General features: G+C 65.1%; 11 protein-coding genes. 5 read left to right on the top strand and 6 right to left on the bottom strand.

Annotated features, from left to right (window positions below):
- Positions 1–68: 68 nt before the first annotated feature.
- A complete protein-coding gene (locus AB4Y36_RS25320; RefSeq protein WP_368684436.1) occupies positions 69–1,103 on the bottom strand; it encodes a sulfonate ABC transporter substrate-binding protein in 1,035 nt (344 codons plus the stop codon).
- 188 nt (positions 1,104–1,291) lie between these two features.
- On the opposite strand from AB4Y36_RS25320, the gene AB4Y36_RS25325 reads away from it, so the two are divergent.
- The gene (locus AB4Y36_RS25325; RefSeq protein WP_368684437.1) at positions 1,292–2,635 is read left to right on the top strand and encodes an LLM class flavin-dependent oxidoreductase; all 1,344 of its coding nucleotides are present in this window, start codon (positions 1,292–1,294) and stop codon (positions 2,633–2,635) included.
- Positions 2,636–2,739: 104 nt separating this feature from the next.
- Positions 2,740–3,084, top strand: a complete 345-nt coding sequence (locus tag AB4Y36_RS25330; protein WP_368602079.1) for a DUF3088 domain-containing protein — start codon at positions 2,740–2,742, stop codon at positions 3,082–3,084.
- 44 nt (positions 3,085–3,128) lie between these two features.
- On the opposite strand, the gene AB4Y36_RS25335 is transcribed toward AB4Y36_RS25330, so the two are convergent.
- The 5 genes from AB4Y36_RS25335 to AB4Y36_RS25355 form a co-directional block, all read right to left on the bottom strand.
- Entirely contained in the window at positions 3,129–3,887 is a 759-nt protein-coding gene (locus AB4Y36_RS25335) for an amino acid ABC transporter ATP-binding protein (RefSeq protein WP_368602080.1), read from the bottom strand.
- Positions 3,887–4,564, bottom strand: coding sequence for an amino acid ABC transporter permease (locus tag AB4Y36_RS25340; protein ID WP_069266816.1), 678 nt, complete (start codon positions 4,562–4,564; stop codon positions 3,887–3,889). Before AB4Y36_RS25340 ends, AB4Y36_RS25335 begins: the two co-directional genes overlap by 1 nt.
- A 13-nt stretch (positions 4,565–4,577) precedes the next feature.
- Positions 4,578–5,357 carry an amino acid ABC transporter substrate-binding protein gene (locus AB4Y36_RS25345; protein ID WP_342950073.1) on the bottom strand — a complete coding sequence of 260 codons (780 nt, stop codon included), beginning with the start codon at positions 5,355–5,357 and terminating at the stop codon, positions 4,578–4,580.
- 177 nt (positions 5,358–5,534) lie between these two features.
- Complete coding sequence (locus AB4Y36_RS25350) at positions 5,535–6,953, bottom strand: LLM class flavin-dependent oxidoreductase (RefSeq protein WP_368602082.1); 1,419 nt, start codon at positions 6,951–6,953, stop codon at positions 5,535–5,537.
- A gap of 5 nt (positions 6,954–6,958) precedes the next feature.
- Positions 6,959–8,203, bottom strand: a complete 1,245-nt coding sequence (locus tag AB4Y36_RS25355; protein WP_368684438.1) for an acyl-CoA dehydrogenase family protein — start codon at positions 8,201–8,203, stop codon at positions 6,959–6,961.
- Positions 8,204–8,526: 323 nt separating this feature from the next.
- Between AB4Y36_RS25355 and AB4Y36_RS25360 the strand changes: the two genes are divergently transcribed.
- The 3 genes from AB4Y36_RS25360 to AB4Y36_RS25370 all read left to right on the top strand — a co-directional run bounded on the left by AB4Y36_RS25360 (position 8,527) and on the right by AB4Y36_RS25370 (position 12,373).
- Positions 8,527–10,014 carry a sugar ABC transporter ATP-binding protein gene (locus AB4Y36_RS25360; RefSeq protein ID WP_368684439.1) on the top strand — a complete coding sequence of 496 codons (1,488 nt, stop codon included), beginning with the start codon at positions 8,527–8,529 and terminating at the stop codon, positions 10,012–10,014.
- A complete protein-coding gene (locus AB4Y36_RS25365; protein ID WP_069266812.1) occupies positions 10,011–11,069 on the top strand; it encodes an ABC transporter permease in 1,059 nt (352 codons plus the stop codon). The genes AB4Y36_RS25360 and AB4Y36_RS25365 overlap by 4 nt, the downstream gene beginning before the upstream one ends.
- 65 nt (positions 11,070–11,134) lie before the next feature.
- Positions 11,135–12,373, top strand: a complete 1,239-nt coding sequence (locus AB4Y36_RS25370; protein ID WP_368602085.1) for an SfnB family sulfur acquisition oxidoreductase — start codon at positions 11,135–11,137, stop codon at positions 12,371–12,373.
- Positions 12,374–12,387 lie beyond the last annotated feature (14 nt).

Raw genomic sequence — 12,387 nt, forward strand, 5'->3', positions numbered from 1 at the left:
GGGGGAAGGCCGCCCTGGCGTGATGCCAGGCGCGGCTGCCATGTCTCGACAACCGGGCGTCAGCGCGCTCAGGCGGATTGCCAGCGCGCATCGGCGACGACGAGCTTCTTCGGGATCAGCTTGAGTTCGGAGAACGTATCGGCAATTTGCTGCTGGTAGGCGAGCGTGGCCGCGTCGACGGGCTGCACGCCGTAGCTCGCGCGCCTGAGGGCGAGTTCGAGCGTCGACGCGTCGAGGCCGACAAGCGGTGACAGTTGAGCCGCAACGGCCGGAACGTTGTCGCGTGCCCAGGCGTCCACGGCGCCGATTTCCTCCACGACCGCATGCAGGACAGACGCATGCGCGTTCGCGAAGTTACGGCTTGCTATGTAGTACTGTGTATTGCGAACGAGGTTTTCGCCGTTCGCGATCGAACGCACTTTCGCCTGGTGTTCGATTGCCGCGAGGTAGGGATCCCAGATCACCCAGGCGTCCACGCTGCCGCTCGTGAATGCGGCGCGCGCATCGGCGGGAGCGAGATAGACGGGCTGGATATCTTCATACTTGAGGTTGGCTCTCTGCAGCGCCTTGACGAGCAGATAGTGCACGTTCGAGCCTTTGTTGAACGCAACGCGCCTGCCGCGCAGGTCGGCGGGCGTGCGGATCGGCGAATCTTCGTGCACGACAATGGCCTCACCCTGCGGCGCGGGCGGTTCGCTGGCAATGTAGACGAAATCCACGCCGCCGGCCTGCGCAAAGATGGGCGGCGTTTCGCCCACGGTGCCGACATCCACCGCGCCGGCGGCAAGCCCTTCCAGCAACTGCGGGCCACCGGGAAACTCGAGCCATTGCACGGTGAAGCCGAGCGGCGCGAGCCGCTTCTCCAGCGTGTGCTGAGCCTTTAGCACCACAAAGTTGCCGTACTTCTGGAAACCGATGCGCAGGACCCGGCCTTCGTCCGCGCGTGCCGCGCCGCTTTGAAGCGTCAACGCGGCAGCGCTCGTGAGCCCCGTTGCGCCACGCAGCGCAGCGGCCGTCGCGGCCCCCGCTGCGAGCTTCAATAGCTTGCGGCGTGCGCCGTTTGCCGTGTGGTCGTCGTGATGGTCGTGGTTGTCGTTCGACATCGTGCCGTTGCCTGTTTAAAGATGCATGTTGAAACTGCCGCGCGTGCGCGGCGATCCATCTCTCACCTTAATCTGTTTCAACATCGGCACAACCAAGATATTGTCAGATGCTTATCTGCGCTGGCGCCCTCAGCGGATTTTGCCGAACCGGAGTATGTTGTGACTTTCGTTTTCCGGCGGCCGAAGCGATGAACCGTAACCGACAGTTGCATCTCGGCGCATTCATGCGCCCCGTCAGCCTGCACACGGGGGCGTGGCGTTACCCCGGTGCATACCCTGACGCGAATTTCAATTTCGCGCATCTGAAGCGCTTTGCGCAGACGCTCGAGCGCGCGCGTTTCGACGCGTTCTTCATGGCCGACCACCTCGCCGTCTTGAACATGCCGGTCAACGCGCTCAAGCGCAGCCACACCGCCACCTCGTTCGAGCCGTTCACGTTGCTCTCGGCGCTTGCCGCCGTGACGGAGAAGATCGGGCTCGTCGCAACGGCTTCGACGACGTTCGACACGCCATATCATGTCGCGCGCCGCTTCGCCTCGCTGGATCATCTGAGCGGCGGCCGCGCCGGGTGGAACCTCGTGACGACTTCCAATCCGGACGCAGCGCTCAATTTCGGCCTCGAGGAACACGTGGAGCACGACGAACGCTATCGCCGCGCCCGCGAATTCTTCGACGTCGTGACTGGCCTCTGGGACAGTTGGGCCGACGATGCATTCCTGCGCGACGTGGAGAGCGGCGAGTATTTCGATCCGGAGAAGCTCCATGTGCTCGCGCACAAGGGTGACTACTATTGCGTGCGCGGGCCGCTCAATATTGCGCGGCCGCCGCAGGGCTGGCCGGTGGTGGTGCAGGCCGGATCGTCGGAGGCCGGGCGGCAACTCGCTGCCGAAACGGCCGAGGCGGTCTTCACCGCGCAGCCGAATCTCGAAGCCGGCAAGCGTTTCTATGCCGACGTGAAGGGGCGCATGGAAAAGCTGGGCCGCGATCCCGATCATCTGAAGATCCTGCCTGGCGCGTTCGTCGTGGTGGGCGACTCGCAGGAAGAGGCGCGCGAGAAGCGCGAACGTCTCGACAGCTTCGTACACTATGACAGCGGCATTGCCTCGCTATCGATCGCGCTCGGTCACGACGTCTCCGGTTTCGACCCGGACGGCCCGCTGCCCGAGATTCCGGAGAGCAATGCGAGCCGTACCGCGCGGCAACGCGTGGTGGACTGGGCGCGCGACGAGGGCTTGACGATTCGCCAGCTCGCGCAGCGCGTGGGCGGTTACTCGGGCCTGCAAATGGTCGGCACACCGGATTCGATCGCGGACGAGATGGAGCAATGGCTGGTGGAGGCGGGCAGCGATGGCTTCAACGTGATGTTCCCGTATCTGCCCGCGGGCCTCGACGACTTCGTGGAGAAAGTCGTGCCCGAGTTGCAGCGGCGCGGCATTTTCCGTCGCGAGTACGAGGGCAATACGCTACGCGAGCATCTCGGCCTGCCGAGACCGGAGAACCGGTTTTTTGCGGTCAGCCAAAATGCCGGTTAGCAGCGGCGCGAATATTGTTGGATCGATTCGTTCGTGGCGGCAGTGGCCGCCGCGCACGACAATCCCCGTGTGCTCTCAATTCAATCACGGAGCGTCGATCTACCATGACTCGAGACCTGCTGCTGTTGCTGGAACCTGGCTTCACTGACCCCGCGCGTCCCGGCGAGCGTTTCATCTGTCCGGACGGCGCGCCGATAGAAGGACTGCTCGCGTCCGAGCCCGAGCGCGTCGCGCGGCTCGATGTGAAACGCCTGCCGTTTGCACGCCCGCGGGCGGCCGTGATCGACGTGCTCGACGAGGCGCATCAGGGGTTGCCCGTGCTCGTGCTGGGCGACGAGCATCCGGTACCCGAGGGCGTACAGACGCTGAACGGCCGTCACTTCGTAACCGACACGAAACGCATTCTCGCGCTGCTTGCCGATCGTCACGGTTTTCCCAGGGTGCATTGAGCGGATACGATCAGGCGGCGTCGGGCGACGCCGCCTGCGTGAGCTCAGAGCGGCGGAAGGGCCTGGGTAAGCGTAGAGACGAAGCGAGCCGTGCGCGCATCGCGCGGCCGCGCGAAGAGTTCATGCGACGGGCCGGCTTCGACGATCGCACCCTCCTTGAGAAAGACTGCGTCGTGCGCGACGGAAGCCGCGAGCCGCAAATCATGCGTCGCCATCAGCATGGTCGTGCCCTCCTGCGCGAGCTGCCTCAGCACGTCGACCACTTCCGCGGAGAGTTCGGGGTCGAGCGCCGAAGTCGGCTCGTCGCAGAGCAGCACCTGGGGCGAGGGCGCGAGTGCGCGCGCGATCGCCACGCGTTGCTGCTGGCCGCCCGAAAGCGTGGAGGGCCATGCGTCCGCCTTCTGGGCAATCCCCACTTTCGCAAGCAGCGCGGCAGCGCGCTCGCGGGCTCGCTCCTTCTCCCATTTGAGGACCGTGACGAGACCTTCCATCACATTCTCGATCACGCTCAGGTGCGGGAACAACTGGAAGTTCTGGAACACCATGCCGGTATGCCGACGCACCGAGGCGATTTCCGCGTGGGAGAGCCGCCGGCCGCGGCTGAATTCGAGGCGGGCATCGCCCACGCTCAACGTGCCGGAGTCTGGCATTTCGAGCAGATTGATGCAGCGTAGCAGCGTGCTCTTGCCGCTGCCGGACGGCCCGATCAGCGCCGTGACGCTGCCGGCCTTGAGCGTGAGGTCGATGGCCGCGAGCACCTCGTGGTCGCCGAACGACTTGTGGAGTGTCTCGATGTGGATCATCAGCGCCCTGCCTGGAACAGGGCATGGCGGCCATAGCGCGCTTCGAGACGCCCTTGCGCCTGCGAGAGCACGGAGCTGAACAGGAGATAGATCAGTGCGGCCTCGGTATAAAGAATGAGGGGTTCGTAAGTCACGGCGGCGATGCGTTGTGCAGCCTGAAAGATTTCCGGCACGGTCAGCACGGCCGCGAGGGACGTGTCCTTCACGAGCGAGATGAACGAGTTCGAGAGCGCGGGCAACGCTACGCGAATCGCTTGCGGCAGGATGGCGCGGCGTAGCGCCTGCGCGCGCGTCATGTTCATCGAGTAGGCGGCTTCCCACTGGCCGCGCGGAATCGATTCGATCACGCCACGAATGACTTCCGCGTTATAAGCGCCCACATTGAGTGAAAAGCCGATGATGGCCGCCGTCAACGGATCGAGCACGATGCCCACGTTGGGCAGCCCGTAGAAGATGACGAACAGCTGCACGAGCAGTGGCGAGCCGCGAAAGAGCCAGATATAGAAACGCACGGCCGCGACCGCCCAGCGTTGCCCGAAGAGGCGGATGAGCGCCGCGCAGAACGCGAGCGCCATACCGATCGCGAACGAAGCCAGCGTGAGCGGGACGGTAAAGACCAGTCCCGCGTAGAGCAGTGGCCACAACGATTGCGCCATCAAATGCAGCCATGCCGGCATCGTTCAGTCCGCCTTATTGCGAAACGTCTTTGCCGAAATACTTCTGCGAGATCTTCGCGTAGGTCCCGTCGGCCTTGATATCGGCGAGCGCCTTGTCGACGGCCGCGACCAGGTCCGGGTTGCCCTTGCGCAGCAGCACGCCCGACTGGTCGTCAGCGGAAGACGCGTCGATGGCGGCGATCTTGAGTTTCGCGTCCGGCTTGTGCTTCTGGAAGTCGAGGAACGAAAGCGCGTCGTTGACGGTGGCGTCCACGCGGCCCGACGTCAGCAGATCGATCGATTCGTTGAAACCTTGAACCGGCACGACGTCGGCACCATGCGACGCGGCAAGCTTGCCGAAGTTGCTGGTCAGCGTATTGGCCGACTTCTTGCCCTTCAGGTCGTCGAAGGAATGGATGGTCGTGTTCTCCGAGCGCACGATCAGCACGGCGTGCGTCGAGATATACGGCTTCGAAAAATCGTACTTGGCCTTGCGTGCGTCGGTGATCGAAACCTCGTTGATCACGGCGTCGTAGCGATTGACGTCCAGGCCCGCGATCAGGCCATCCCATTTGCCTTCGACGAACTGCGGCTTCACGCCAAGCCGTTGTGCGATGGCCGTGGCGATATCGACGTCGAAGCCGGTCAGCTTGCCGGTTTCGTCATGGTAGGTGAACGGCGCGTAAGTGCCTTCGGTGCCGACACGGAACACACCGGACGACTTGACCTGCGCGAGTTCGTCTGCAGCGAGGGCCGGCGCCGCGGCGACGACCGACAGCAGAGCGGCGAAAAGAGCGGAGCGGATGGCTTTCATGATTGAAATGTTCGTAATGAGAGTTTGTTGACGGCATCAGTGAGTCGACGGATTCTACTGTCGGCGCATCTGCCTGCAAACCAGACACATTCGCTATGCATATGCGCTGGTGGAATATAACGACGGATGTGCTGCATCCACGGACGCGCCTTCCTGTTTTGGGTTGCTTATGTTTATTTACGCAGCCGGGGCGGGAACCACTTCGCCCGTCTCAACGGCCGATTCGCGCTTCACTCGCTCGATGTCGCGATAGCGCGCCGCCGGATGCTCGTCGGGCAATCGCGCACCGCCGCCGAAGAGCTTTTCGCGCAAGGTGCCCGGCGCGTAGTCGCGCGGGTACACGCCGCGGCGCTGCAGCTCGGGCACGAGGTACTCGACGACATGCTCGAAGGTCTCATGCGCGAGCGCGTACGCCAGATTGAATCCGTCCACGCCGGTTTCTTCGACCCACTCCTGGAGGATGTCGGCAATCGTCGTGGGGGAGCCGACGAATACCGGTCCCATTCCGCCTACGCCGCCCCACTTCGCCAGCGCTTCGATGGTCCAGGTCGTGTCGCCGCCCGAGAGATGTTCGACAGCCGAATGGATCGCATTCGTTTGCACACGCTTGACTGTGTCGGTGGGCAGGTACTGCCCGAAGTCGATGCCGGTCCAGCCCGACATGAACACGAGCGAGCCGTCGTAGGAGACGTGGCGCTGATACTCCTCGAAGCGCGCCTGTGCTTTGGCATCGGTCTCGTCGACGATCACGGTGACGAGGTTGTAGATCAGCAGCCTGTTGCCATCGCGCCCGGCGAGCGCCGCCTGGCGGCGCACGTCCGCCACATAGTCGCGCAGCAGGTTTTTCGTGAGCGCCGCGACGAACACACATTCGGCATGCTGCGCCGCGAACGTCTTGCCGGGGCCCGATGCGCCGGCCTGAAACAGCACCGGCGTGCGCTGCGGAGAGGGCTCGCAAAGATGATAGCCTGGCACTTCGAAGTACTTTCCCTTGTGGCCGATTTCGTGCACTTTCTCCGGGTGCGTGAACACGCGCCGGTCCCGGTCGCGCACCACGGCGCCGTCTTCCCAGCTGCCCTCGAACAGCTTGTAGAGCACCTCGACGTATTCCGTCGCGACCTCGTAGCGGTTGTTGTGGTCGCGCAGGCCGCCTTGCCCGATATTCTTCGCGCCGCTCTCGAGATACGACGTCACGATGTTCCACGCGAGGCGCCCCTTCGTATGATGATCGGCTGTGGACAGACGCCGCGCGAACGTGTAGGGGTGCTCGAAGCTCGTGGAGGCCGTGATGCCAATACCTAGATGCGACGTCACCATCGCGATGGGCGCAGCGAGTTGCAGGGGGTCGTTGACCGGAATCTGCGCGGCCTGATGAAGCGCGTGATAGTTACTTCCTTTGTAGACGTCGTAGTAGCCGATTACATCTGCGATGAAGATCGCGTCGAAGACGCCACGCTCGAGTATTTTCGCGAGGTCGGTCCAGTAATCGAGATCCTTGTACTGCCACGAGCGATCGCGCGGATGGGTCCAGAGGCCTGGCGACTGGTGGCCCACGCAGTTCATCTCGAACGCGTTCAGGTGGATGGTTTTGCTCATGATGTTCAATTGCTCCCGCGTTCCTGTCCGTTGCCGATTTGCCAGAGAAAGGGCGGCTCGGTGCCGTTGATGGTCCAGTCACCCACGATCTTCGCCTTGTAGACGAGCGGATTGTGCGACGACACCGCGCGTGCATTGCGCCAATGGCGGTCGAGCGCGTGGCCGGCGCGGATGGCAGACGCGCCGAGCGCATCGAATAGATGCGTCGCCGCGCGCAGCGCGAATTCGGAGGCGACGATCTGGGCCTGTGCCGAAGCGATTTCGGCTTCCACGTTTGCCGCGCGCTCGGCCTCGTCGTCTCCTTCGAAGCGCGCCTCGTAAGCGCGCTGTGCGGCTTCTCCAGTCTGCAGCGCGACGGCCTTTGCACCATAGGCCCATGAGGCGATCTCGCCGATCACCTGCTGGATCTGCGCGTCGTCACTCACGCGCGGCGCGTTGCCGTGGCTGTAGATACGCTTGCGGCTGCGCACGAGGGTGGCGGCATCGCGCCTCGCTGCCTCGGCAATTCCTGCGAGCGTGGCGACGTGAAAGAGCTGATAGAACGCGGTCTGATATTTGAAGCGGCGGCTGAAGTCGATGATGTTGCGGCCCTCGACCGCGGCGTCGCGAAAGAGCGTGGTACCGCTGCCCGTGGTCGTCTGGCCGAAGCCGTCCCAATCGTCTTCGCGAAGCACGCCGGGCTGGTCCGTCGCCACGGCCACGATCACGTCGCTGCCGTCTTCTTCGCGCTGCGCGAACACGTCGATCCAGTCCGCGTAGAGGCTGCCGGTGCTGTAGTACTTCGAACCGTTGAGCACGAAGCCGCCGTCGCGGCGCGCGACCTTCGTGTTGATCTGGCCGAGCGCGACGTCGCCAGCCTCGGTCCATGCATTGCCGACGAGCTGGCCGCTCACGAAGCGATCGAACCATGCGCGCTGGTCCGCGCCGGCAGGCACGTTCAGCCAGTCCTCGACGAAGGCGAAGTGCCCGCGCAGCGCCTGCGGCAGGTTCGAGTCCACGGCGGCAAGCTCGATGAGCAGTTGCGCCAACTGCGCGATCGAAGCACCCGCGCCACCGTCACGCACCGGAATGCGCACGGCGCCGAAGCCCGCTTGCCTGAGCGCGGCAATCGCGTCATGCGGCAGCGTGCGCGAGCGCTCGCGTTCGGCGGCTTCGCGGCCGATCTCCGTGAAGATCGGGCGGAAGCGGGCGGCGAGGGTTTCGTAGTCGGCGCCTTGCGAGAGCGCGTCATGGGATCGGGAGACATTCATGCGTTCTTTCTCGGTTGGGGGTGGAGAGACTGCGCACCACGCAGCGAAGAAGAAAAGTATAGAAACCCGCGCGCTGCGGCTCCAATAACTGATTGATGAATCGATATCGGCTTGCCCGATTTGCTCGTGCGCGTTCTTGCAATGTCGTCGAATTGGCTGTTGCGACAGCGGATACGCCCTGTTGCTGTCAAGCCGCTTTCTGTAGGGCGCCTTATCAAACGCAGACGCATGAATATGAGCATCGCTTCGTTGGGCTCTCTCCCATGCCTCGCTACGATGGGCAGCACTGTCCGCTAGCGATCTCCAACCGGCTAACCCCAGCGATGTCCGCTCCGATTCTGACTGCCCACTCGATCACGAAGCGTTTTGGCGCGACGCTCGCGCTGTCGCGGCTGAACTTTTCCATCCACGCCGGCGAGGTCGTTGCGCTGATGGGCGCGAACGGCGCCGGGAAATCGACGTTCGTCAAGATCCTGAGCGGCGTGAATTCGCAGGACGAAGGCGGGCTCACGCTCGGCGAACACGCCTATGCGCCGGGTTCGCCCCAGGCGGCGAAGCGTCTGGGCGTGGCGACCGTGCATCAGAGCATTGCCGACGCCGTGGTGCCCGCGCTGTCCATTGCCGACAATCTTCTGCTCGACGAACTTTGCGGCGGCGGAGCGCGCTGGTGGACGCCGCGCGCCTCCCGCTATACCCGTGCAGCCGCGCTGGCCGCGCGCGTGGGGCTCGAAGCCGATCTCACCGCACCGCTCGGTTCGCTTTCTCTCGCCGGCCAGCAGCGCGTGGTGATCGCGCGGGCGCTGGCTTCGCGCCCGCGGCTGCTGATTCTCGACGAGCCTACGGCCAGCCTTTCCACGAGCGAGGCCGCACGGCTCCATGCGCTTGTGGATGACTTGCGCGCGGAGGGCGTGGCGGTGCTGCTCGTCTCGCATCGGCTTGGCGACCTGCGAAGACTGGCTTCGCGGGTGGCCGTGCTCCGTGACGGCCGCATCGTGTCCGAACAGAGCGCGCCCCTCGATTTCGACGCGGCGCTGGAGGCGATGATCGGCCGCGCACTGCCGCAGGCGCGAGTCTTGCCACGCACGGGCGAGGCGGGCGCGGAACCCGCATTGCGGCTGCGCGGCTTGCGCCTCACGGCGCATGGCGACGCGTTCGATCTCGACGTGCAGCAAGGCGAGATCGTCGCGGTTGTCGGCCCGGTCGGCGCGGGGAAGTCGAGGCTTGCCCAGGTGATATTCGGCGCGTTGCGCGCGACCGCGGGCGAGATGCGCCTTTACGGCAGCGCCTGGGCCCCGCGCTCGCCAACCGACGCGATCCGCGCGGGCGTATTCCTCGCCGGCGAAGACCGGTGGCGCACGTCACTCTTTCCCGACACCGTTGCGTTCGCATCGATCGCCGGCACGATCAGTTTTCCGTTTCTGTCCCGCTGGCAGCGCGGCGTGGGCCTGCCTCGCGATCGCGAAGCCGCGCAGGCGCAAGACGCCATCGAGACATTCGGCATTCGCTGCTCGGGTCCGGACGACCGCGTCGCGCGGCTTTCGGGCGGCAATCAGCAGAAGGTGCTGCTGGCGCGCTGGCACGCCGAGCCGGCCCGGCTGCTGCTGCTCGACGAGCCGTTCCAGGGCGTCGATGCGGGCGCACGGGCCGATATCGCCGCCGCGTTGCGCGAGCGCGCCGCTACGCGCGCGACGCTCGTTTTCGTCAGCGACCTCGAAGAGGCGCATGAAGTCGCCGACCGCATCGTCCTGTTCGACCGCGGCACAGTCGAACGCGTAGCCGTAGCGGAATCCCTCTTATCAGCCCACTCATGAGATCCATCACACCCACGGCAGCATCGGACGAGTCTTCCGCGCGCGACACGACCCGGCAGCGCCGGCACAGCCTCTTCGTCGCGCTCGAGCGCGGCGGGCTGCTGCTCGTGCTCGTCGCTCTTGGCGTCATCTTCACGGTTCGCGAACCCGCGTTTCTGAACGTCGCGAACCTGTTCAGCATCTTGCAGGCCGTCTCGATCGTGGCGTTGCTCGGCATCGGTGTAACGGTCACGCTCGCCGCGGGCGGCTTCGATCTTTCCGTGGGCAGTGTCGCCGCCTCGGCGCAGATGGCCGCTAGCTATGTGCTCGTGGTGTGGCACGGCAACGGCTGGGAAGCCGTGCTCGCGTGTCTCGCGCTGGGTGTGGCGGCGGGGCTCTTCAACGGGTTGCTGATCACGCGCCTGCATGTCCCGGACCAGCTCGCGACACTCGGCACGCTCTTCCTGCTTGCAGGCCTGCAACTGATTCCCACCGGCGGCCGCTCGCTTGCGAGCGGCACGATCCTGCCCGACGGCACCGAAGCGAGCGGCACGTTCCCCGATGCGTTCCTCGCGCTAGGCCGCGCACGCCTCCTCGATGTGGTGCCGGTGCCTGTCATCGTGCTGCTCGTGCTGACCGCGCTCGTCTCATTCGTCATGGGCTCCACGCGCTGGGGCCGGGTGGTCTATGCGATCGGCGGCAACGAGACGGCGGCCCGGCTGGCCGGTGCGCCAACGGCCCGCTACCGGCTCGCGGCTTATGTCGCTTCCGCGACGATCGCCTCGCTCGGCGGGCTGCTCATCGCCGCGCGCGTGGGGCGAGGCGACGTGAGCGCGGGGCATTCGTTGCTGCTCGATGCGGTGGCGGCAGCGCTGGTTGGCTATGCGGTATGGGGCGCGAAGCGGCCCAATGTTCCGGGCACGGTGATCGGCGCGGTGTTCGTCGGCGTGCTGCTCAACGGGCTCACGATGCTCAACGCCCCGTATTACCTCCAGGACTTTATCAAGGGCGCATTGCTGGTCGTGGCGCTGGCGTTCACGTTCAGCATCGGGCGCCGGGCGGAAGGGCGCAACTGAAGCCGGCAGACGCCCGGCAATTTCGTGGTTAGCGAGTTACACAATCTGATCGAGCGGAGCAAATCATGGCAGAGACACTGGCAGGCAGCGAGACACTGGGCGCCGCTCCCGTAACGGAGGCCGCGCATGTGATTGCTACGGAAAACGAAGCGATCGCGGTCGCAACGGAGCTGGCCGCGCGGCTGGCCGTTGGCGCGGCGCAGCGCGACAGCGAGCGGCGCCTGCCGCACGAGGAGATCGAGTGGTTTTCGCGCTCGGGGCTGTGGGGCATTACGGTGCCCAAAGCGTATGGCGGCGCTGGCGTGTCTAACGTCACGCTCACGGAGGTCGTCAAGATCATTGCGGCTGCGGACCCGTCGCTCGGGCAACTGCCGCAGAATCACTTCGGCCTCGTCGACGTGATCGCGCTGACGGGCACCGAGGAGCAAAAGCGCGAGCTGTTCGGCGAAGTCATCGCCGGCAAGCGCTTTGGCAACGGCTTCTCGGAAAAGGGCACGAAACACGTGCTCGACCTGAAGACACGCGTGCGCCGCGACGGCGATCACTACGTCGTGGACGGCACCAAGTTCTATTCGACGGGCGCCCTGTTCGCGCATTACGTTCCCGTGCTCGGGCTCGACGAGGACCGCAGGGGCTGGCTCGCCTATATTCCGCGCGGCACGCCAGGGCTCAGCGTGGTCGACGACTGGTCCGGTTTTGGCCAGCGCACCACCGCGAGCGGCACCGTGACGCTAGAGAACGTGCGCGTGCCGGCAAGGCTCGTGTTGCCCGCGCATCGCGTGTCGGAGCAGCCCACGCTCAACGGTCCGCTCTCGCAGATCATCCAGGCCGCCATCGACGCAGGCATTGCCCGCGCGGCGATCGAAGACACGCTCGCGTTCGTGCGCTCTCGCTCGCGGCCGTGGGTCGATAGCGGCGTCGAGCGTGCAAGCGACGACCCCCTGACGATCCGCGAGGTCGGCAATCTGCATATCCAGCTGCATGCCGCCGAGGCCTTGCTCGAGCGTGCGGCGCGTGTACTCGACGAACTCGCCGCAAAAGGCGAGACGACGGAGGACGACGTGGCGCGCGCCTCGGTCGCCGTGGGCGAAGCGAAGGTGCTCACGACACAAGTCGCGCTGCTGGCCGGCGAGAAGCTGTTCGAACTGGCCGGCACGCAGTCGACGCTGGACGTGCACAACCTCGACCGCCACTGGCGCAACGCACGAACGCACACGCTGCACGATCCGGTGCGCTGGAAGTATCACCTTGTTGGCAATTACTACCTCAACGGCGTCAAGCCGGCACGTCACGCCTGGAACTGACCCCATCGCACAAA

The sequence above is a fragment of the Paraburkholderia sp. BR10936 genome (genome assembly GCF_040965735.1).
GTDB lineage: Bacteria > Pseudomonadota > Gammaproteobacteria > Burkholderiales > Burkholderiaceae > Paraburkholderia > Paraburkholderia nodosa_A.